20 protein-coding genes are annotated in these 21,836 nt (G+C 52.9%); 15 read left to right on the forward strand and 5 right to left on the reverse strand.

Features of this window, described 5'->3' with window-relative positions; all coding sequences use genetic code 11:
- Positions 1 to 139 precede the first annotated feature (139 nt).
- The 9 genes from J5069_RS00120 to J5069_RS00160 all read left to right on the forward strand — a co-directional run bounded on the left by J5069_RS00120 (position 140) and on the right by J5069_RS00160 (position 9,100).
- Entirely contained in the window at positions 140 to 1,018 is an 879-nt protein-coding gene (locus tag J5069_RS00120) for a hypothetical protein (RefSeq protein WP_264641952.1), read from the forward strand.
- 83 nt (positions 1,019 to 1,101) lie between these two features.
- A complete protein-coding gene (hypC, locus tag J5069_RS00125; RefSeq protein WP_264641953.1) occupies positions 1,102 to 1,371 on the forward strand; it encodes a HypC/HybG/HupF family hydrogenase formation chaperone in 270 nt (89 codons plus the stop codon).
- 84 nt (positions 1,372 to 1,455) lie between these two features.
- Positions 1,456 to 3,375 (forward strand): FTR1 family iron permease, encoded by a 1,920-nt coding sequence (locus tag J5069_RS00130; RefSeq protein ID WP_264641954.1) that lies wholly within the window; start codon positions 1,456 to 1,458, stop codon positions 3,373 to 3,375.
- A gap of 50 nt (positions 3,376 to 3,425) precedes the next feature.
- On the forward strand, positions 3,426 to 3,956 hold the full coding sequence (locus J5069_RS00135) for an iron transporter (protein WP_222160176.1): 531 nt from the start codon (positions 3,426 to 3,428) through the stop codon (positions 3,954 to 3,956).
- An 81-nt stretch (positions 3,957 to 4,037) separates the two neighbouring features.
- The gene (locus J5069_RS00140; protein WP_264641955.1) at positions 4,038 to 5,459 is read left to right on the forward strand and encodes a Fe-S-containing protein; all 1,422 of its coding nucleotides are present in this window, start codon (positions 4,038 to 4,040) and stop codon (positions 5,457 to 5,459) included.
- A 2-nt stretch (positions 5,460 to 5,461) separates the two neighbouring features.
- A complete protein-coding gene (locus J5069_RS00145; protein ID WP_264641956.1) occupies positions 5,462 to 6,766 on the forward strand; it encodes an ABC transporter permease in 1,305 nt (434 codons plus the stop codon).
- Entirely contained in the window at positions 6,756 to 7,910 is a 1,155-nt protein-coding gene (locus J5069_RS00150; RefSeq protein WP_319801649.1) for an ABC transporter permease, read from the forward strand. The genes J5069_RS00145 and J5069_RS00150 overlap by 11 nt, the downstream gene beginning before the upstream one ends.
- A 4-nt stretch (positions 7,911 to 7,914) precedes the next feature.
- Positions 7,915 to 8,613, forward strand: coding sequence for an ABC transporter ATP-binding protein (locus tag J5069_RS00155; protein ID WP_264641957.1), 699 nt, complete (start codon positions 7,915 to 7,917; stop codon positions 8,611 to 8,613).
- Entirely contained in the window at positions 8,600 to 9,100 is a 501-nt protein-coding gene (locus tag J5069_RS00160; protein ID WP_264641958.1) for a TlpA family protein disulfide reductase, read from the forward strand. Before J5069_RS00155 ends, J5069_RS00160 begins: the two co-directional genes overlap by 14 nt.
- A 48-nt stretch (positions 9,101 to 9,148) precedes the next feature.
- Here the strand turns inward: J5069_RS00160 and J5069_RS00165 are convergent, their stop codons facing one another.
- Together J5069_RS00165 and J5069_RS00170 are read right to left on the reverse strand one after the other, a co-directional pair.
- Positions 9,149 to 10,123 (reverse strand): DMT family transporter, encoded by a 975-nt coding sequence (locus tag J5069_RS00165; protein WP_264641959.1) that lies wholly within the window; start codon positions 10,121 to 10,123, stop codon positions 9,149 to 9,151.
- A 109-nt stretch (positions 10,124 to 10,232) separates the two neighbouring features.
- Positions 10,233 to 11,054 carry an AraC family transcriptional regulator gene (locus tag J5069_RS00170; protein WP_264643672.1) on the reverse strand — a complete coding sequence of 274 codons (822 nt, stop codon included), beginning with the start codon at positions 11,052 to 11,054 and terminating at the stop codon, positions 10,233 to 10,235.
- Positions 11,055 to 11,401: 347 nt separating this feature from the next.
- Here J5069_RS00170 and cbl point away from each other — a divergent pair, with 347 nt between their 5' ends.
- Together cbl and gltP are read left to right on the forward strand one after the other, a co-directional pair.
- Entirely contained in the window at positions 11,402 to 12,355 is a 954-nt protein-coding gene (cbl, locus tag J5069_RS00175) for an HTH-type transcriptional regulator Cbl (protein ID WP_264641960.1), read from the forward strand.
- 509 nt (positions 12,356 to 12,864) lie between these two features.
- On the forward strand, positions 12,865 to 14,184 hold the full coding sequence (gene gltP / locus J5069_RS00180; protein WP_264641961.1) for a glutamate/aspartate:proton symporter GltP: 1,320 nt from the start codon (positions 12,865 to 12,867) through the stop codon (positions 14,182 to 14,184).
- Between the two features lie 66 nt (positions 14,185 to 14,250).
- On the opposite strand, the gene J5069_RS00185 is transcribed toward gltP, so the two are convergent.
- Complete coding sequence (locus tag J5069_RS00185) at positions 14,251 to 15,591, reverse strand: anaerobic C4-dicarboxylate transporter (RefSeq protein WP_264641962.1); 1,341 nt, start codon at positions 15,589 to 15,591, stop codon at positions 14,251 to 14,253.
- A gap of 336 nt (positions 15,592 to 15,927) precedes the next feature.
- On the opposite strand from J5069_RS00185, the gene J5069_RS00190 reads away from it, so the two are divergent.
- The 4 genes from J5069_RS00190 to ygjG all read left to right on the forward strand — a co-directional run bounded on the left by J5069_RS00190 (position 15,928) and on the right by ygjG (position 19,817).
- The gene (locus J5069_RS00190) at positions 15,928 to 16,158 is read left to right on the forward strand and encodes a hypothetical protein (protein ID WP_264641963.1); all 231 of its coding nucleotides are present in this window, start codon (positions 15,928 to 15,930) and stop codon (positions 16,156 to 16,158) included.
- Between the two features lie 196 nt (positions 16,159 to 16,354).
- The gene (locus tag J5069_RS00195; protein WP_264641964.1) at positions 16,355 to 16,516 is read left to right on the forward strand and encodes a hypothetical protein; all 162 of its coding nucleotides are present in this window, start codon (positions 16,355 to 16,357) and stop codon (positions 16,514 to 16,516) included.
- Positions 16,517 to 16,623: 107 nt separating this feature from the next.
- Positions 16,624 to 18,048, forward strand: coding sequence for an aminobutyraldehyde dehydrogenase (patD, locus tag J5069_RS00200; protein WP_264643673.1), 1,425 nt, complete (start codon positions 16,624 to 16,626; stop codon positions 18,046 to 18,048).
- Between the two features lie 362 nt (positions 18,049 to 18,410).
- On the forward strand, positions 18,411 to 19,817 hold the full coding sequence (ygjG, locus tag J5069_RS00205) for a putrescine aminotransferase (protein WP_264641965.1): 1,407 nt from the start codon (positions 18,411 to 18,413) through the stop codon (positions 19,815 to 19,817).
- A gap of 67 nt (positions 19,818 to 19,884) precedes the next feature.
- Here the strand turns inward: ygjG and J5069_RS00210 are convergent, their stop codons facing one another.
- Both J5069_RS00210 and J5069_RS00215 read right to left on the reverse strand, forming a co-directional pair.
- On the reverse strand, positions 19,885 to 20,196 hold the full coding sequence (locus tag J5069_RS00210) for an ArsR/SmtB family transcription factor (RefSeq protein ID WP_264628262.1): 312 nt from the start codon (positions 20,194 to 20,196) through the stop codon (positions 19,885 to 19,887).
- A gap of 103 nt (positions 20,197 to 20,299) precedes the next feature.
- Positions 20,300 to 21,556: an NEL-type E3 ubiquitin ligase domain-containing protein gene (locus J5069_RS00215; protein ID WP_264641966.1), complete on the reverse strand. Its 1,257-nt coding sequence runs from the start codon at positions 21,554 to 21,556 to the stop codon at positions 20,300 to 20,302.
- Positions 21,557 to 21,836: the final 280 nt, after the last annotated feature.

Below are 21,836 nucleotides of genomic sequence, written 5' to 3' on the forward strand. Positions count from 1 at the left end.
CGGCTTACCGGAATTGCCTTATCATTTTCCACTGAAGAGGGATAAAATATTTCTGTCTGTGTTTAATCGCCCTAAAGTTGTTTTCTTGAAGGGGCGGCGATAATTATTGTGTACATTAGTATTTTTACTGAGGTGCACGATGTTTTTCATAAATACTCAATCTCGAATTGATGTTAAAAAAGACACAATCTATTCCGCGTTGCTGAAAAAAACCAATAACAATACCCTTTCCTCGAAAACATTAAAGAAGTTAGCGAAAATAGCCACTACTTCCTTCGAGTTGCCCAAGTCGGATGCCAGGGGAATTTTTATACATAATAAACCCGTTATACCATCGGGTCCGTCGATAATATTGGCGTATAATATCTATAAAGCACTGGCACAAGTGTCTAATGATAATCTCAGGCCGCAATTGAAGGTGTTTATCGCGCATTGCGGAAGACCCTCTATGGATAGCCATCAAAGAACAGGGATCCCGAACTCTGCGTCATCATGTACAGCCACTACATCTGAATTTATAGAAAAAAATAGCGGTAGAATCGGAGCTACGCTGGGCGAGGGGGCGCAGGCCATTGTGGTCGAAGATAACAAAAACCCCGGGAAAGTGTTGAAAATTTTCTTTGATGATGTTTCGGCCGATGAGGTCGCGCGGCAAGCAGATTCTTTCCGGCTATTTTATGGAAAGAATTCTGCCTGTATTATTGCGCAGGGAATTATTCAGTTGGATAAAATTGATGGTGTTCCTTTGTCCAAGGTTGATTATTTTTATGATAATGCAGCGGAGGATTTTATTTTGTTATTATACGAAATGTGTGAAAAAGGTTGTCCTCCCACAGATATGTCGGAAAATAACTTTTTATACAATGCCTCAAGGAACCAATTTTACCCTGTTGATATCTCCTATTTCCCTGGAGACAACATTGACAGTAGCGGTTTGCATTATATTCTCAAGTTCATCGAAGAAAAAAGCAAACCTCAGCCAGTTGGGTCATCGACAATGACGGGTATAGCGATATAGGCGGAAACATTGATTGTATCGTTGGCATAAACATTGCTAAATCGGTATACGGCAGCCCATATTCATCAACAAGGATCATCACCATGTGTCTCGGCATTCCCGGAAAAGTCATCGCATTAGCGGATAACGTGCAGGATACGGCGTGGGTGGATGTCTGCGGCGTTAAGCGTGAAGTGAATGTCGCGCTGGTGGCAGACGGCGTTGACGCTGCCAGCCTGATCGGCAGTTGGGTATTGGTACACGTCGGATTTGCCATGAGTCGGCTGGATGAACAGGAGGCGCTCGACACGCTGGCAGCGCTGCGCCAAATGGAAGAGGTAGAGCACGATGTTACAATATTTCTGAAACAGTGAGGCATTTTGTGATTTACGTCAAGAAATGTAAATGTTAAAACGTGATAATGAAAATAACTCTCATTGTCGATGACCATCGTATTTATGTCTATATGGCAGAAGTGTTTGATTGTACTGTGTTTTGTGTTTTCCAGCCTGTCGGCGTTTGCCGCAACGGATTACAACACCTTCATCCATGACATTCAGGGCCGCCTGGATAAGACCGCTGAGCTCTACCAGCAGAAGAAACCGGATGAAGCCCGTACCGAAGTTCAAATGGCCTACTTCGAGGTGTTTGAAAACCTGGAAGGGCCGATTCGTATCAATATCTCCGCACAGAAAAGCTATCAACTGGAAGCCACCTTTGGTGAAATTCGCCGCATGATTGGCGAAGGTAAGCCGCAAGCCGACATCCAGGCCAAGGTGAACTGGCTGAAAAGCGAGCTGGACAGTGTGCTGCCGGTGCTGACTGACGGTCACAAATTGGTGGCGCAGGAGCAGCACGGGGCCTATGGCAACAGCGATATCGCCCTCTACTGGCAGCAAAGCTTCAAGACCATTGATGATGGGTTGGCTCAAGCGGTGGCTGACTATCAGACGGGTGATTATCAAAAAGCCAGTCAAAGCGTACAGCAGGCACACTATCAGGGATTTAAAAACTCCGAGATGGAAATGTCGGTGCGCCAAAACCGCTCCTCGCAGCAAGCCGCGTCTATCAACCAGCAATTTAGTGCACTGATTGCGCTGACTACTCAGCCGGATCAAATGAGCGAAGTGGCTTATCGGGTCACTACGCTGCTGCAAGATATTGAAGATGTGCTGCCGGGCTTGCCCACCACCCGTGACGATCAGCCGGTGTCAGCGGCACCGGATAACAGCATGGCTGGCGCTGACGTCCCGGATGCGGACTGGGCCAGCGTGGTGAACAACATCAATCAGGCTATCGCGGCAGCGATTGCACAGTATGAAAACGGGCAGGCGAAACCGGCCATTATGGCGGTGCAGGATGCCTACTTCGATCTGTTCGAAGCCAGCGGTATGGAGAACAAGGTCGGCTCGCGTGATTCTGCGTTCAAATCCACGCTGGAAGGCTACTTCACCCGTCTGGTCAGTATGATGAGCGCCGGACAGCCGGTTTCTGCGCTGCATGCGCAGGCCGATGCGATGCAACAGGACTTGGCTAACGCGGTCACCATGCTGGGCAGCGGCAGCGAAACGCACTGGAGCCTGCTGATTTACAGTCTGTTGATCATCGTGCGTGAAGGGCTGGAGGCGCTGCTGATCGTGGCTGCCATCGTGGCCTATCTGGTGAAAAACAATCATCATGACAAGCTGCCGTTAATCCGCCAGTCGGTGTATGTGGCGCTGGTGTGCAGCGTATTGACCGCCGTGCTGTTCCAGATGCTGTTCAGCAATTCCGGTGCCAGCCGCGAATTGCTGGAAGGGTTCACCATGCTGATTGCGGTGGTGATGTTGTTCAGCATGAGTTATTGGCTACTGTCGAAAGTCGAAGCCCGACACTGGAAAGCCTACCTGGAAGGAAAGCTGTCGCACTCCCTGAGCAGCGGGTCGGTGATCGGGTTGTGGCTGACCAGTTTCCTGGCGGTATACCGCGAAGGCGCGGAAACGGTGCTGTTCTACTTTGCATTAGTGGGGGATGCCAGCAACGTGGCGGGGCACCTCTCTATTCTGGCGGGCTTCCTGATTGGCTGCGTGATTTTGCTTATCGCTTATCTGGTGATGCGCTTTACCGTGGTCAAACTGCCGCTGAAACCCTTCTTTATGTTTACCGGTTGTTTCATGTACCTGATGGCGTTTGTGTTTGCCGGTAAAGGTGTACTGGAGTTAATCGAAGGCAAGCTGTTCGAGCCCACGCTGTTGACGTGGGTTCCGGAAATCAGCGTATTGGGGATTTACCCCTACGTAGAAACGCTGATACCACAAGTCGTATTGGTGTTCGCTGCTCTGGCCGCGCTGTGGATTATGCGTCGGCGCGCTGAGACGTTCGAATACGGGAAGCAATGATAAGCAAAAATCAAAAACAACATGATAGTGATGATATGAGGATGGGTTTGATGAAGATGCAAAAGAGTTTGATTGCCAGCGCGATTATTGCCGGAGTATTAACGGCACCTGCCGCGTTCGCGTTTACCGAACATCCGGCTGGTGAGCCGATCACCATCAACGAACTGGAGATCGCTGCGGTCTACTTGCAGCCGATCGACATGGAACCGCGCGGCATGGGTCTGCCTGCGGCTAAATCCGATATTCACCTGGAAGCCGATATCCACGCCGTGGAAGGCAACAAAAACGGCTTCGGTGCAGGTGAATGGATGCCGTACCTGACCATCGCTTACACCCTGGTGAACACCGATACCGGTGCCAAGCAGGAAGGGACCTTCATGCCGATGGTCGCGAGCGATGGCCCGCACTACGGTGCCAACATCAAAATGATGGGCGTTGGTAACTACAAAGTGACCTACCACATCGAGCCGCCGTCAAAAGCTGGTATGCACCGCCATACCGATGGCGAAACGGGTGTTGGCCGCTGGTGGAAACCGTTTGATGTCAGCTACGACTTCAAATACGTTGGTCTGGACAAATAATTCGATTCTGGATTGCGTAAGGCCGTTACGGAAATTCCCCCTGCCGCCCTGGGCGCGGGGGGCTTCGCCTGAGTGTGCGCTATGAGTCATTTTTTTGTTACCGTGCTACAAGCGTTTCTGCCTGTTGCACTGCTGTTAGGGCTCCACTGGAGTCACCGTTCTGCCCCTCGTCTGCGCCCGCTGGTGTGGACCACGCTGCTGGCCCTGCTGGTCGGTACCTTGGTGGGAATTCGCCTGCCTTCAAGCCAAACCGTTCAACTCATATTTACCTTGATTCAACTGGTCGCGCTGGCGCTGTTTTTGCTCAGCCAGCTAATGCAGAGTAGCAAACTCGGCTATCTCTGGCAGGGGCTGTTGATCATCGGGGCCGCAGTGCATTGGGGCGACGATCCCAATCTGACGGCACTGACTACCACCCACGTGGTGAATACCGATTTACTGTTGAATATCAGTGCGGTGATCCTGGCCTTTGGCTGGGTGGCTTTCAGCGCCGTGCTGTGCGGCATGATGGTGCGGCGTTTACCGCGCCTGCGCTGGCCGCTACTGTTGCTGCTGGTGGCACTGTTGGTGCTGCCGCTGAGCGGCGGCCTGATGTTGCTGTTGATGAAGCTGCAAGCGTTGGGATTGACCAAACCGCGCCTGAGCTTTGTGGCGCGCGTCACCAATAACGGCGCGGCGCTTAACTACCTTTGCGCATTGCTGCTGGCGCTGCTGTCGGCGGGGTTCATGCTGCCGCTACTGAAAACCCGTCAGCAGATGCAGGCAACTGACGAAGCGATCGCCAAACGCAAGGCAACCGCCGATTACCGTAATACGCGCCGGACCTTTACCGCCGCGTTGGTGGCGCTGCTGGTGGTGGCGCTGGGGCAGCTTTATTGGGATCAGGTAGCCTCGCAGCCGCCGCGCTTGTCGGAAGCGCAACCCGTGACGCTCGGTCCGGATGGCAAAGTGCATATTCCTATCGAACAGGTGCGTGACGGCAAGCTGCACCGCTTTGTCTGGATTGCCGATGACGGCAAAGCCGTTCGCTTCTTTGTGATTAACCGCTATCCTGACCGGCTTCGCCTCGGCGTGGTGTTTGATGCCTGTCTGCTGTGTGGCGATCAGGGCTATGTGATGGAAGGTAACCAGGTGATTTGTGTCGCCTGCGGTGTGCGCATCTTTATTCCGTCTATTGGTAAAGCCGGTGGATGTAACCCGGTACCGATTGAAGGCTGGAGCAACGACGACAACGAACTGGTGATCAGCTATGCGTCGCTGGCGGTGGGGGCGAACTACTTCACCACGGTGGTATCCATGGATGTGGTGGACCCGGTCGACGGCAGCAAGCTGACCAACCTGAAAGCCGAGCACAAATACCGTTATGCCGGCAAGACCTACTTCTTTGCGTCGGAAGCCAACTACAACAAGTTCCGTGACAACCCCCGCAGCTTCGTGACAGCACATTCGGCGGGTAATACCGAGTCTGCGACGGATAACGCCGCAGCGGACGAGGAGGAGTAATCATGTTATGGCGCATGCTACGTCAGTCATGGAGCCGCAATGTGCGGCGCAAATCGCTGGCGGTATTGACGGTGTTTCTGGCCGCCGGGTTGATCTCGGCGCTGCTGGCGGTATCGATCGATATTGGCGACAAAATGGCGCGCGAGCTGAAATCCTACGGTGCCAATATTCTGGTGGAGCCTGCCGGTCAGGCGGCGCTGCCGGCGCTGTTTGGTGAAAACAGCAATCCGCTGGCCAGTGAGGAATTTCTTGATGAATCAGAACTGCCCAACATCAAGGATATCTTTTGGCGTAACAATATCGTTGGCTTCGCACCGCTGCTCAGCGGGGATGTGATCGTCGCCGGCAAGCACATTTCCGTGCTGGGCACCTTCTTTTCGCAACCGATCACCATCCCGGACGAAGAGGATTACCACACCGGGCAACAGAGCGTTAGCCCCTACTGGCAGGTGACCGGCAACTGGCCGAGCGAACCGGTGAGCGAAAACGCCTTGCAGAGCGGGCAGGGGATCGACGTGTTGGCGGGAAAACAGCTGGTACAGCAAAACGGTTGGCAGGTGGGGCAAACCTTACGTTTGCAAGGGCCAGAACACGCGCTGGAGGTGCGTATCAGCGGTATTCTCGCCAGCGGTGGCGATGAAGAAAACCGTCTGGTGATGCCGCTGGCGGCGGTGCAGAACATGCTGGGGCTGGAAGGGAAGATTCAGGCCGTGCGTGTGTCTGCGCTGACGGTGCCGGAAAACGAACTGTCACGCCGGGCGCGCGAGAATCTCGAAGCGCTTAACGCCGAAGAGTACGACCTGTGGTACTGCACCGCGTACGTGTCGTCGATTGCCCACCAGTTGGAAGAAGCCATATCAGGATCGGTGGTTCGTCCTATCTGGCAGGTGGCGGCGTCAGAAGGGGTGGTTATCGACAAGATTCAGTTGCTGCTGGGCGTGGTAACCTTTGCCGCACTGGTCGCTGCTGCCATGGGCATCGCGTCATTGATGACCAGTACCATTATGGAGCGTTCCAAGGAAATCGGTTTGATGAAAGCGCTTGGCGCACGGCAGTGGCAGATCATGCTGCTGTTCTATCTTGAAGCGGCAATGAGCGGCCTGCTCGGCGGCGCACTGGGCTGCATTGCAGGCTGGGGATTGGCGCGCGCGATTGGCCTGATGCTGTTCGGCGTACCGCTCAGCTTTGCCTGGGTGGTGATCCCGTGCGTGCTGGTGATCGCCATGCTGATTGCCATCATCGGCACCTGGTTCCCGGCGCGGCGCATTGCCCGTCTCTATCCGGTGGAGGTGCTGTATGGCCGTTAATCCATCGGGTTCAGATCGCTGGATCGGCAGTATGTTCTGGCGGCTGGTGATTCGCGCATTGCGCTTGCGCATGCAGCGTGTCAGTGTGGTGTTTGCCGCACTGACCGTCGGTGCCGCCATCGTTACCGCCATGTCGGCGGTGTACTTTGATATCAATGCCAAAATGAGCCAGGAACTGCGTACCTTTGGTGCCAACTTTTATATTGGTCCGGCGCACGGCGGCTCCCTGGCACAAAGCGGCTTTCAGCCGATTCTCGATAACGCCCCGACGGGGTTGATCAATGCCGCCAGCCCGTATTTGTACGGTATGGCGCGTACCGAGTTGGAGAAAGTGGTTTTGATGGGCGTGTGGTTTGACGCGCTGCGTCAACTCTCTCCCTACTGGCAGGTAACCGGCGACTGGATCGGCGTCAAGTTTGACGATCGTAACGCGATGATCGGCGTCAAGCTGGCGGAGCGACTGCATGTCAAAGTCGGCGATAACGTTACGCTTATCGATGGCAGCGAGCGTCAGCGCCTGCGCATCAAAGGGATCGTTGAAGCCGGTGACGCTACCGACAATATGCTGATCGTGAATCTGGAGCTGGCGCAAAAATGGCTGCAAAAGGAAGGCATCATCAGTAACGCCCTGTTGAGCGTCAGTAACGATCTGGGGCAGGTAGATCGCTTTGCGGCCAGCCTGCAACAACAATATCCCGATCTGGAAATCCGGCCTATCCTCAAGGTTTCCGCCTCGGAAGGGCAGGTGCTGGACAAGATTAAAGGGCTGATGGGACTGGTTTCTGCCGTCATTCTGGTGCTCTCTTCACTGTGCGTGAACACCACTTTGATGGCGATTGTCGGCGAACGTGCCAAAGAGTTTGCGTTGCAGAAGGCGTTGGGCGCGAGCGGTAAAGATATCGTGCGCCAGATGCTGGCCGAAACTGGCGTGATTGCGCTTGCAGCGGTGGTCTGCGGTTGCCTGCTCGGTTATCTGTTGGCTCAGGTGCTGGGACTGACGGTGTTCAACGCCAGCATTTCGCTGCGTGCGCCGGTGCTGCCGCTGACGCTGCTGCTGTCCTTGCTGGTGGCCGCCGCCGCCGCTGTGTTTCCTACCCGGCGCGCGATCCACGTCGAGCCCGCAAAAGTGTTAAAAGGGGAGTGATTCAATGGGTGTTGCACATAACCCGCAAGAGGCGGTGATTGAAACCCGCCAACTGTACAAACGCTTCGGGCAGGTCACTGCGCTGGAAAACATCAATATTTGTATTCAGCGCGGTGAATTTGTCGCCATCATGGGGGCATCCGGCTCGGGGAAAACCACGCTGATGAATATCCTCACCTGCCTTGATACCGTGACGGAAGGACAGGTGCTGCTGGATGGCGTCGATGCTGCCGCGTTGGATGAAGAAGGTCGGCGACGCTTTCGCGCGGACAAAATCGGGCTGGTGTTTCAGCAGTTCCACCTGATCCCGTTCCTCACCGCGCTGGAAAACGTGATGCTGGCGCAGCACTACCATAGCGTGGTGGATGAAACCGCGGCGCGTCAGGTGCTGGCGCAGGTCGGGTTGGAGCACCGCACCGATCACCTGCCTAGCCAGCTTTCCGGTGGGGAACAGCAGCGCGTCTGTATTGCTCGGGCGCTGGTGAACGAGCCGCCGGTGATTTTTGCCGATGAACCGACCGGTAATCTGGACGAAGAGAACGAACAGCGCGTGCTGGCGTTGTTGCAGGATCTTCATCATCAGGGACGTACTATTGTGATGGTGACGCATAACCCGGAACTGGGGCGGTTTGCCGATCGTATTATCCGCTTGCAGCACGGCAAGTACCTGAGTGAGGAGGTTCAACAACATGCAGTGGCGTAAACTGATAACGCTGGGGTGCCTGATGGGCGCGCTGGCACTGCTGTCGGGCTGCAAAGAAGAGCAGGTACAGGTTGGCGCACGCGCGCCTGCGCTGGCGGCCTACGATCTGACCGGTCAACAGGTGGAACTGGCACGCTGGCAGGGCAAACAGGTCTATCTTAACTTCTGGTCTTCCGGCTGTGGCGGATGTCTGGCGGAGATGGGCACGTTGGAAAAACTGAGCAAAACCTACGCGGATAACGTGGTGGTGGTGGCGGTGAATACCGATCCTGACGGGGTGGACATTGCCGCGCTGTTGGCCCAGCAGCACATCAGCTATCCGGTCATCCGCGACCAACTGGGCATTACCAAAGAGCGCTATCAGGTGGTGGGCACGCCGACCTCGTTCGTGATTGACGCGTCTGGCAACGTGACAGCCCAGCATGAAGGGGCGCGCAATGAGCAGCAGCTAACGGCGTTGTTCAAACAGCTAGCCACCGGGGCTTAATGCCCTTTTAGCGCGTGGCGCAGAGGGAACCCTGCGCCACCGTCAGGTTTATTTTTTCTGCGCCGCCGTCTCCACCTTCACCACCACGGGTTTTGGCTTGATGCGCATGGCACCCACCACACCCACCAACAAACAGCAGATACCGCACAGCGTCAGCAGCGGCGGCCATGCCTGACGCAGCATAAAGGTGTAGGTCAGCCCTGCCAGCGTTTCGAACACGATCAGCGGCCCCACCAGCACCGTCGGCAGACGTTGGCTGGCTTGGTTCCAGCAGAAGGTGCCAAGCCAGGAGCAAAGCAACCCGATCGCCAGCATCAAGCCAATAAACACCAGCGGACGCGGGCCAAACGGCAGGGCAAAATCCGGTTTGGTCAGCGCAAGTTGCCCGCTGACAAGGACGTAGGCCAGCAACGCCATCGGCAACGTCACGAGCCCTTGCGCGGTGGCCCAGGTGGTGGATTTTTTATCCAGATTACGACGCAGCCAGCGCGCATTACGCAGTGGATACCAGGTCCAGCAGATCACGGCGACGACCGCCATACCGATCCCACCGAGATAACGCTCCATATCGACCTGCTCATCCTGGGCGCTCAGTTCCGCCAGATTCACACATAACAGTCCAAGCAAAATCAGCACCAGCGGCGGCGTTAATCGCCACCAGGAGAGCGCGCCTTCCTGTCGTCCGTACAGCAGATTAGCGGTAACGGCAATCACCACCGGCAGCGTGCCGATAATCATGGTAGAGACCGGAGCGCCGGTACGCTGGATGGCGCTGGCAAGGAAAAAGTAATAGAGCAGATTACCCACCGCCGAGAGCTTCAGCGCTTCGGTCCAATCTGCCCGGCTTAAGCGGCGCAGACGTGTTCTGTCAGCCCATGCCAACGGCAGTGCGATCAGCCCAAACGCTACATAGCGACCCGCAGACTGCAACGCGGCAGGATATTCCGGCACCATCAACGGGCCCACGAAAATCAGCCCCCACATCAAACCCGCCGTCAGGGCGAAAACGATACCGCTTAACATATCACACCCGTTACCCATTTATGCTTGAAGGGCCAGGCCCTTGTGTTGTCGTATCAACGGCAGCCTAACCGGTAAGACGGATAACATATTGTAGGATATTGCGCTTTTTTTAGCGGTGGCGGCCGTGCGGCGCAACCTGTTTTTGATAGCGCACCGGCGTAATGCCGTAACGTTGGGCAAAGCTGCGCGTCAGATGGGCTTGATCGGTCAGTCCGACCTCCGCAGCCACCTGCGCGGCAGGCATACCGCGGCACAGCAGCTGTTTGGCCCGCTGCAAACGGATCGCCATCAGCATCTGGTGCGGGGTGACGTTGTAGTGCGCTTTGAAACGCCGCAGGAAGTGGTAAGGGCTGAGGGCGGCGACGGCGGCCAGCTGGTTAAGCGTGACTGCCTGCGCAAAGTTATCGTTAAGGTAGTGCTTCACCTCGTCAAAACGCGACAGGGCTTGCGTTTGCAACGGCTGTGCCACGCGGGCAAAGGGCCGAAAAATATCGATGATGCTCAGCATCAGGCTATCGCAGGCCAGCGGGTCGTGAGCACGCCACAGCGCAGCCAGCAGAGCAGACAGTTGGCGGGCTGCCAGTGGGTCATGACGCACCACATCGTTGAACCACCAGCCTTGCTCACCGGAAAGCGCCTCCAACTGCACAGGATCAATATAGATCATGCGGTAACGCCACCCTTCTGCGCCGACGGCCTGCCCGGTATGCAGTTCGTCAGGATTCATCAACACCAGCGTATCCTGCGCTGCCACGTGCTGAGCGCCCCGATAGCGAAAACGCTCGGCACCAAAGTCAATGGTGCCGATACCAAAGGCGTCATGGGTATGGGGTTCAAAAGCACAGCGAGCAATGTGCGCCTGATATAATTCAACGCCGGGTTGCTGTGGCACATGGCGAAATTGCGCGCGATCCAACGGACCTTGAAACATCTCGCGATCGACGCCTTCTTTTTTATCCAGTAATGAGAGCGGGGCGTTATTCATGTTCAGGTCCATGACGTTTTTTTGAATGGGTAAGACTGGATTTGTATAAATCATAACAAAAAGATTTATAGTTCCGCGATGAAAATTAAATCCACAGAAAAAGTAATTATATTAATATGTTGATTTTTAAGTGTTTTACTGGCTTATGCGCCGCAAGGAATAACTCAACCTGTCTCTGCTTATTTTCTTAGTAGAAAATAATATAACACCATCCGATTGCTTATTTGTCGCGGCATTTTTTCCCCCGTATCTATATGGTGTTAGGGTAAAACGATGCAGAGATGGAGAACCAAGTGAATTTTCAACAACTGAAGATTATTCGAGAATCGGCACGGCGTAACTATAATCTGACGGAAGTCGCCAATTCGCTGTTTACGTCTCAGTCGGGCGTGAGTCGCCATATCCGTGAACTGGAAGAAGAGCTGGGCATCGAAATTTTTATTCGCCGTGGCAAACGACTGCTTGGCATGACCGAGCCGGGCAAAGAGTTGCTGGTGGTTGCTGAACGTATTCTGAATGACGCCAACAACATTCGCCGTCTGGCTAATGTGTTCACCAACAACGATGTGGGTCAACTGGTGATTGCCACCACGCATACTCAGGCGCGTTACAGCTTGCCCAATGTGATTAAAGAGTTTCGTGCCATCTATCCGCAAGTACGCCTGGTGCTTAACCAGGGCACGCCGGACGATATTGTTGCCATGCTGCACTCCGGCGAAGCGGATATCGGCATCGCCAGCGAGCAATTGATGAATGACGCCACGCTGGCGGCATTTCCCTACTACCGCTGGCATCACGCTATCCTGGTGCCGCAGCAACATCCCCTGATAGACGTGCCAACGGTGACGCTGGATATGCTCAGCAAAGTGCCGCTGATCACATACCGGCAAGGGATTACCGGGCGTTCTCGCGTCGATCGCGCTTTTCTGGCGGCAGGCATGACGCCGGATATTGCCCTGAGTGCTCAGGATTCGGATGTGATTAAAACCTACGTTGAATTGGGCTTGGGCGTGGGGATTGTTGCCGATCACTCCTACGAACCGGCGCGTGATAAAGGGCTGGTGCGCCTGAATGCTGAGCACCTGTTTGAAGGGAACACGGTGTGGATTGGGCTAAAGAAAAGCCAGCTACAGCGCAATTATGCCTGGAAATTCCTGCAACTGTGCAACAGCGAGCTTTCGCTGGATGAGATCAAGGATAAAGTCTTCTCGGATAACGGAGAGTCCGTTATCGACTATCAGATTTAGCGCCTATTCCATTAGGCCCTCAACCCCCAGACTCTCGGCACTAACGGTTTGCTTGATATCGATCAAGTGAACCGTTGTTGGCTGCCGTTATGCATCCTGCTGCTTCTTATGCCTCCGCCTGACATATCTTCTTTATCTTTTCTTTATCACGGTGAATAACTGCTTTTTTCACGCGTTTTTCAGTGTTTTATCACATTTTTTTGACATAACTGTGACTTTTAACCCGATTTGGCTGCTTGATCTCACGGAAGTGGGATAGTAGTATCCCCGGCCATAACAATAACGTATGTCTGATGTTTTGCTTTCAGATACAGTCACTTGTCAATCCATTCAACGCTATTGCGGGCATATTCGAGCGCGCGCCGCAGCGCAGGGTTATCAAGGCGTGCTGCATCGGCATTCACATTGGTCGCATTTTATCTCAGTCACCCGTGTGCGCCGTTCAACCGGAAGAGAGGCGCAGTGGCCGTGCGTTCGCGGCGCCGGGTGGTGTTGCAATGGAATTCACTATGAAATCAGTCAAAATCAGCCTTGCCTGGCAAATCCTTATTGCGTTGTTCCTCGGCATCCTTGTCGGTGCCGTACTGCATGAAAGCCCCGATGACCGCCAGTGGCTTATCAGTAACATTTTGATGCCTGCCGGTGATATTTTTATCCGGCTGATCAAAATGATCGTGGTGCCGATTGTGATCGCAACGCTGATTGTGGGTATCGCTGGGGTAGGGGATGCCAAGAAGCTGGGGCGTATCGGTCTTAAGACCATTGTCTATTTTGAAGTGATCACCACCTTTGCCATTATCCTTGGCATTACGTTGGCAAACCTGTTCCAACCCGGTCACGGTATCGATATGTCGTCATTGACCACGGTTGACATCTCTCAATACCAAAAGACCACCGAACAGGTGCAGAGTGGGTCGCACAGCTTGGTGGTGACCGTGTTATCGCTGATCCCGCCCAACATTTTTGCCGCGATTGCCAAAGGCGACATGTTGCCGATTATCTTCTTCTCCGTCCTGTTCGGGCTGGGGCTGTCGTCGCTGCCCAAAGCGCATCGCGATCCGTTGTTGAACGTGTTTCGCGGCGTATCGGAAACCATGTTTAAAGTCACGCACATGATCATGCGCTATGCGCCGGTTGGGGTGTTTGCGCTGATTTCGGTGACCGTTGCCAACTTTGGTTTTGCATCGCTGTGGCCGCTCGCCAAACTGGTGATTCTGGTGTACGTCGCCATTCTGTTCTTCGCATTGGTGGTATTGGGTATGGTGGCACGCTTGTGCCGTCTGCGGGTCACCATGTTGATCCGTATTTTGAAAGATGAATTGATTCTGGCCTACTCCACCGCCAGTTCTGAAACCGTGTTGCCGCGCATCATTGAAAAGATGGAAGCCTACGGTGCGCCAAAATCGATCACCAGTTTTGTGGTGCCGACGGGCTACTCATTTAATCTGGATGGCTCCACGCTTTATCAAAGTATTGCCGCCATTTTTATTGCTCAACTGTACGGCATCGATCTCTCACTGTGGCAAGAGATTGTGCTGGTGTTAACGCTGATGCTGACCTCCAAAGGGATTGCCGGTGTGCCGGGCGTCTCGTTTGTGGTGCTGCTGGCAACCTTGGGCAGTGTCGGCATTCCGCTGGAGGGTCTGGCCTTTATCGCCGGTGTGGATCGCATCATGGACATGGCGCGCACGGCGCTGAACGTGGTAGGCAATGCGCTTGCCGTACTGGTCGTCGCGAAGTGGGAAGGGCAGTTTGATGAAGAGAAAGCCCGAGCCTACGAGCGTGAAATCAAAGGCACTGGCGAAACGCTGGTACAGCGCAAGGTTTGATCGGCGCGTTGGACAGACAATAAAAAAACCGCCCGAGAACCGGGCGGTTTTTTTGTGTGGCAAGAATCAGAGGAAGCCGTACATGGCGGCAAATACCCAACCAAACACACAGGATGTGGATACGCCAATCAACCCCGGCAGAATAAAGCTGTGGTTGATAACGAAGCGACCAATCTTGGTGGTCCCGGAGCGGTCAAACTGGATGGCAGCCAGATCGCTTGGGTAGGTTGGCAGAATATAGTAGCCGTAACAGGCTGGCGCTGAGGCGACGATATACGCCGGATCCACACCGATGGCTAACGCAACCGGCACGATCGCTGCCAGTGCTGCCGCCTGAGAGTTAACAAACTTCGACACCAGCAGCAGGATCAAGGCATAGGCCCACGGGTACTGTTTCACCAGGGTACCCAGCGTGGCCTTGATTTCCTCCAGATGCGCACCGAACATGGTCTCTGCCATCCAGGCAATCCCATATACCGCAACGATGGCGATCATCCCAGAGCGGAACACCTCGTTTTTGGATATATTGGCCGGGTTGGTTTTGGTGGCAATGATAATGATGGCACCCGCGAACAGCATGAACATCTGGATGACCAGCACCATGGAGAGCGGTTTGCCGCCAAAGCTTGGACGCAAACCTTCATCAGCACCGAGAATCGCTACCGCAGCAATGGCGGCCAGGAAGATCCACATGGCGACCCAGTTGCTCTTGGGCAGTTTTTTATCCAGCAGCGTCGCGGTATCACCGTAAACGTAATGCTTGTTTTCCGGCACGGAGATAAATTTCTGGAAGTCTTCATCTTTATCCAGATCTTTACCGCGGAACCAACTGAAAATACCAATTGCCAGAATACCTAACAGCGTGGACGGAATGGTAATGGCCAGCAGGTCGAGAAATTCCAGATGGCGACCGTTAAAGGTAAAATTCCCCAGCATGGCGACCAACGAAACCACCGCCACGGAAACCGGGCTGGCGATAATCCCCATTTGCGCGCCGATCGAACTGGCGGCCATGGGGCGTTCCGGGCGGATATTATTTTTGATGGCGACATCATAAATAATCGGCAGGATGGTATACACCACATGCCCTGTACCGCAAAGAATGGTCAGGATACAGGTGACAAACGGTGCAATGACAGAAACATATTTCGGGTTACGGCGCAGCAGACGCTCTGCGATTTGCAGCATCACGTCCAACCCGCCGGAGGCCTGGAGGGTGGCGGAAGCAGCAACCACCGCGATAATCACCAGCATAACGTCGACGGGCGGCGTGCCGGGTTTGAGTTTAAACACAAAGACCAGAATAACCAGCCCGATACCACCGAGCAGGCCGAGCGCTATACCGCCTTTTCTTGCCCCGTAAAAAAGGCAGATCAGAACGATCACTAATTGTAAGATAAAATCCATAAGTACCCCATTGCTCAATATTGACGAGTTAAATTAATTAAGTTGGCTTACTGTCGTCGTGGGTACTATAGGGATTATTCGATTATTATTTATTTGATCCATGTCTACAAATTTTTATATTTATAAACTTTAATTCAAATAAAAGAAGCAGATCCCAATAATAATTATTATTTGGTTTATTTAGTTATTTAACACTAAAAATAATTATATTAGAGAAATTAAAACAGAAGGTGAATTTATTGCGTTAATTATCTTAATTAATGTTCATTATATTTTTCAATGTTGTTTTTGATTTGTTGTTTTATTGCTTTACTTAAGTATGTTTTTTGCTGCCAAATGGATAATGAAAATAAGGCAGGGTGTTTTGTCACGGTGTTTATTACCTATGATAATGATTTTCAATGCCTTTACCTCTTTGGTGGTAAGAGGTTTTTTTTTCGTTACCGTTACGCCATTGCAGCAATCATTGTGCCAGTTGTCATGTTATGGCTTTCGCTAAAATCGTTTTTCACCTTTATTGCGTTTTCTGATGCAGAAGTGGAAACCGATAACGGTGTTTTTTTATAGCATAATCGGTTATTAAAAAAATTATTTACTGTCTGATTTAAGAATAACTTTAGTTAGCGTGAAGAAAATATTCAGACAGTGCCTGCAAGGCTCGCCGATTTGCCATTGTTATCGTCGTGCCGCGATGAGCAGGCCGAGATGTTCGACTACACTTAAGGGTCAAAGACGCAGTCAGTAACAGGCGGAAGAGGTCAATATGGCAGAGCAACAAGCGGACGATCCCAAAGCGGTTACGGTAGGGGATGGATTAGCCAAAGTGCACGAAGCGGCAGAGCAGTTAACCGAAGAGGAGATCGACGCGTTGGCGGATGCTGCGCGTGCAGCGGCGCAAAATGCTAATAAAGAACGTCCGGATTGATCGCAGGGTGGTGAACGAAAGTGGCAGGTTTTTTGCACACTTAGCACCACAATGCAGAGAAACCCTATGCAGACAACAGACTGATTTCTGGTGACGAGGACGCGATGATGGACGACAAACTGCTGATAGACGGTAAGCTCGAAGCGGGCCAGGGCGCTGCGCTGACGGTGTTCAACCCCGCGACGGGGGAAGAGATTGCACGTATACCCCAGGCAGACCTGCACCAGGTTGATGCAGCCGTGCGTGCTGCGGAGAGCGCTTTTGCGCAATGGGGGCAGACCACGCCAAAAACCCGCTCGTTGCTGCTGTTGGCACTGGCGGATGCTATCGATCAGCACGCAGAATCCTTTGCGCGTCTGGAGTCGCTGAACTGTGGCAAACCCTACCACGCCGCGTTAAATGACGAACTGCCCGCCGTGGCGGACGTGTTCCGCTTTTTCGCCGGTGCAGCAAGATGTCTGAGTGGTTCTGCCGCCGGTGAATATCTGGAAGGGCACACCTCAATGATTCGACGCGATCCCATCGGCGTGGTGGCATCCATTGCGCCCTGGAACTACCCGTTGATGATGGCCGCCTGGAAACTGGCACCCGCGCTGGCGGCCGGTAACTGTGTGGTATTGAAGCCGGCGGAGCAAACGCCGCTCACCACGTTTCATCTGGCATCTTTACTGGCCGACATTTTCCCTGCGGGTGTGGTCAACGTGGTATTCGGTACCGGAGCGGCCATCGGCGACGCGCTAACCGGGCATCCGCTGGTGAACATGGTGTCGCTCACCGGATCGATTGCAACCGGGGCACACATTTTGTCGCATACCGCCCCCAGTATTAAACGCACGCATATGGAACTGGGCGGCAAAGCGCCGGTAATCGTGTTCGATGATGCCAATATCGATCAGGTAGTAGACGGCATCCGCAGCTTTGGTTTTTACAACGCCGGGCAGGATTGCACGGCGGCCTGTCGCTTGTATGTGCAGCGCGGCGTCTATGATGAGGTGGTCAGCAAATTGGGTCAGGCCGTCGCCAGCCTCAATATGGGCGACCCTAACAGCGAGGATACTGAGCTTGGGCCGTTGATCACCGCCGCACAGTTGGAGCGTGTCGCCCACTTCGTCGAGCAGGCCAGCGCGTTGCCACACATTCAGGTGGTTACGGGGGGGCAACGCGTTGAAGGGCCGGGGTACTACTTCCAGCCGACCGTTCTGGCGGGCGCACAGCAGGATGATGATATTGTACAAAAAGAGGTGTTTGGCCCGGTGGTGTCGATTACCCCGTTTGACGATGAGGCGCAAGTCGTCGCCTGGGCCAATGCGTCCGGCTACGGGCTGGCGTCCTCGGTGTGGACGCGCGACGTGGGGCGGGCGCATCGTCTGGCGGCCTGTCTGCAATATGGCTGCACCTGGGTCAATACCCACTTTATGCTGGTGAGCGAAATGCCGCACGGTGGGCAGAAACTGTCCGGCTACGGCAAAGACATGTCGATGTATGGATTGGAGGATTACACCGTCGTGCGACATATAATGATTCGTCATTGATCGTTGCGAGGTTGTGTTTCGTAAATGTTAATGTAAACCGCTGTTATCAGTGTTGATATCCGGCGTCAGGGGCAATAGAGGCACTGACGCCAGCGCCTTTTAGGGGGTTATTCAGATGCCCCATCGTGGGGCAATATGCGCGATAATGGGGCAATCATGTTGTTTTTCCATATATTTACTCCCATTAGCGTTTCCGATACGGTAGTTAATTCCGATAAGTACGCATAATCCCACCGCTTTGTTCTTGCTGGCCTTCCAATGTAAAAATTTTGTTTCAAAGTGCGCCTTTTGACAGACAATTGGCGTGTTCTGTGCATTAATTAAATTGATATCACATGATATCCGTTGCGAAGGAGCACAGTTTGTCCAGACTACGCACTACACTCACCCCGTTAGAGTGTTCTCAACGGGCGCTACAGTGGGTCCATAAAGAGACCCTCACGCAAGAAGAAACCATCGCATTAAATCAGGAAGTGCTGAGCAACTTCCGCGATTACGTCAATCCGGGTTTTCTGAGCTACAGAAAATCCGTCACCTCTGGGGGGGACTTTGGCGCCGTAGAGTGGCGCGCCAGCGGTCCGAATACGCTTGTTGATACGCAAGGAAAGGAATATCTCGATTGTCTGGGGGGGTATGGCATTTTCAACGTTGGCCATCGTAACCCGACGGTGCTTGCGGCAGTAGAGAGTCAGTTGGCCAAGCAGCCGTTGCACAGTCAGGAATTGCTCGATCCGATGCGTGCCATGTTGGCGAAAACGTTGGCGGCGCTTACGCCGGGCAGTTTGCAGTACAGCTTTTTCAGCAACAGCGGCACCGAAGCGGTGGAAGCGGCGCTGAAATTGGCTAAAGCCTATCAGGCACCGCGCGGACGCTTCACTTTTATCGCGACCAACGGTGCCTTTCACGGCAAATCGTTAGGTTCATTATCCGCAACGGCCAAACCGGCATTCCGTCAACCGTTTATGCCGCTGTTGCCCGGTTTTCACCATGTGCCCTTTGGCGACATTGAGGCCATGAAACAGCAGGTTGCCCTGTGTGAAAAACGCGGAGACGGCATTGCGGCTATCATCCTGGAGCCAATTCAGGGAGAAGGCGGTGTTATCGTTCCCCCCGCTCACTACCTGCCGGCGGTTCGCGCGCTGTGCGATGAAATTGGCGCGTTGCTGATTCTGGATGAAGTGCAAACCGGAATGGGGCGCACGGGTAAAATGTTTGCCTGTGAGCACTATGGTGTGCAGCCGGATATCCTCTGTTTGGCGAAAGCGCTGGGGGGCGGTGTGATGCCCATCGGCGCGACCGTGGCGACAGAAGCGGTCTTTTCCGTGTTGTTCGATAATCCGTTCCTGCATACCACGACGTTTGGCGGTAACCCGTTGGCCTGTACTGCGGCGTTGGCGACCATCAACGTTTTGCTCACGCAGAATCTGGCGGACAGAGCCGCACAACAAGGGGCGTTTTTACTGGATGGATTACGGCAGTTAGCCACCGACTATCCAGAACTGATTGTCGAGGCGCGCGGTTTAGGATTGCTGCAAGCGATCGAATTCAGAGAAAACGAAATTGGCTACGCCTTCGCCAGTGAGCTGTTTAAACGCGGCATTCTGGTGGCGGGTACGCTGAACAATGCCAAATCGGTCCGTATCGAACCGCCGTTAACCATTACCCACAACCAGTGCGCACAGGTTTTGCTGCAAGCCGGTGAGGTGTTGAAAAAACTGCGGGGAGCACAACCGAATGACATTCAACTTAAGGAATACGCTGTAGGGTGAAACGCTACCTTGATACGCTGAGTAAAACTCATGCACGAAAGCCGGTCTGCAACCAGACCGGCTTTTTTTATGCGCCGCGCTGCTCCAGTGCGGTTAACAGTGTGTCTAACAGGCCGGGGAAAAGCGCATCCAGATCGTCACGTCGCAGTGAAAGGAGGTTTTCTCGGCCATTAGGGCGTTGCCAAATCACGCCACTGTCGCGCAATACCCGCCAATGGTGCGACATGGTGGATTTTGCCGCCCCTTGCGAAAGGGCTCCGCAGGATTGCTCCCCCTGCTGGGCTAAAATACGTACTACTTCTAACCGTACCGGGTTACCCAAAGCCAGTAAAACGTTCTCTAATCGAATCTGCTCAGGTTCGGGATGGTGAGCGATCATAGTACTCCGTATCCATTTATTAACGACGCCATCTGGTCGCCGTAACCGTTCGTCAGCGGTCACTATAGCGGGAGTGTTTGATGATGTCATCCTGACGTGTGTTTTACGCCTTGCTGTAATTATCCTTGCTCCAGAATTCATTCTCAATGGCACTATTGAGTTGATGTTGAGAAAAGAAATCAGCAATCAGCGCGCGATCAATCTCAAGCTGCATTTTTTTTAATACTATTTTTCCCGCATTTATTTCGGCATCTGGGATATTTTTTAATATGTTCTTTCGCAGCAAATCATCAACATTTTTTTGGTATTCAAACTCCAGCATATGGTATCTTTTCTCCTGAGCGGCCCGTATTTTTTCTGGCGCAAGCCGTTCAATCAACGCATGTAACGGCTCCCACTGTGCGAGCCAGGCTGGAAATTGAATGTTTTCATTTTTTTTAATGGTTTTCTCCGCCGAGATTAGGTCTTCTGCTGAAATTTTTGAGCAAATAAAACTGTGCATATCTGGCGCGAAGTGTTGCAAATCTAACGCGCTGTGCAAACGGGTTTGGAAACCGAGGTAAACTTCAACTTCATCCGTGTTAGGATGCCGCTTCATATGCTGATTGGCCATTATCGTTAATTGTCTGGTGCGATAAACGCGTCTGGCCATGATAATCAACGCATCCAGTTGGTTGTCATATTTTCCCTTGTTAATGTCGTCAACAATCATCACTTGCTGCATCTGGTTGTAAGTAAACAGGGTCTTGTCGTTGCAACTGGCGGTTCCGTCATAGGCGATAGCAAACAAGGTTTCTGCCAACGAGGGTGATAAAACAATATTGTCCAGAAACGTTCTGATGTGCTGTTTAAATTCCGAAGAGTGAGTAACGACATCACAGGCTCTGAGTTTACTCAAGAATTGGGAAAATGATGCACTGTTGCTGTTTTTAGCCAGCGTCTCCCAGTGTGCCAATTTCGTTAGGTGTGGTTGTGATACCAGAAGTTTGCTGTTTAGATCTTCTGGCGTATACCAATGGTGGATCTCCATAAGCAACATTCTACCCTCTGTGGCAGTGTTTATATTTACCTCTGAGGGAAAGTAATTTAACTGCGGCTGGAAAAGAATTCTCAGTATATCTGCCGTGGTATTTCCTGCATTCACAGAAGGGCGGGGCGGGGCGCTGATGGGTATTTCTTGGCTTAACTCTGAGAGATTGCCGGGATATATGGCGTTATACTGTAGTTGAAGATATTCGTTTTGTGCACGATTGACCCTTGTTAAAAAAATACCGGCTCTGATTGGGTTTCTATTACTCCATCTGGCGTCTGATGTGAACGTGAGATGATCTGCTAATTCATTAACATGGGAGTAGGGCATGGTGATATCCTATCAGTCAAAGGATTAATATCTTTTTTTTTGATAGCCATGTCTTGCATATTCCAATTTAGTTTTTAGGGATAAATAAAAGTTATTATTCACGCTTTTGTTTATATTATGGTTTTTATAAAAAGCGTTTCGAGTTAGGCCCGTTTTTTGTAACCAAAACCTATCACCGATTGCAGGGAATGTTGCTGAGGCGTAGGCTGCAAGTGGGCCATCCTCCAGACGTCCATCAACGCGCAACGGATCGCGATTGGGCAACCTGTTGAATGACATT

Origin of the sequence: Candidatus Symbiopectobacterium sp. NZEC127 (assembly GCF_025962675.1) — a bacterium.
Classification (GTDB): domain Bacteria; phylum Pseudomonadota; class Gammaproteobacteria; order Enterobacterales; family Enterobacteriaceae; genus Symbiopectobacterium.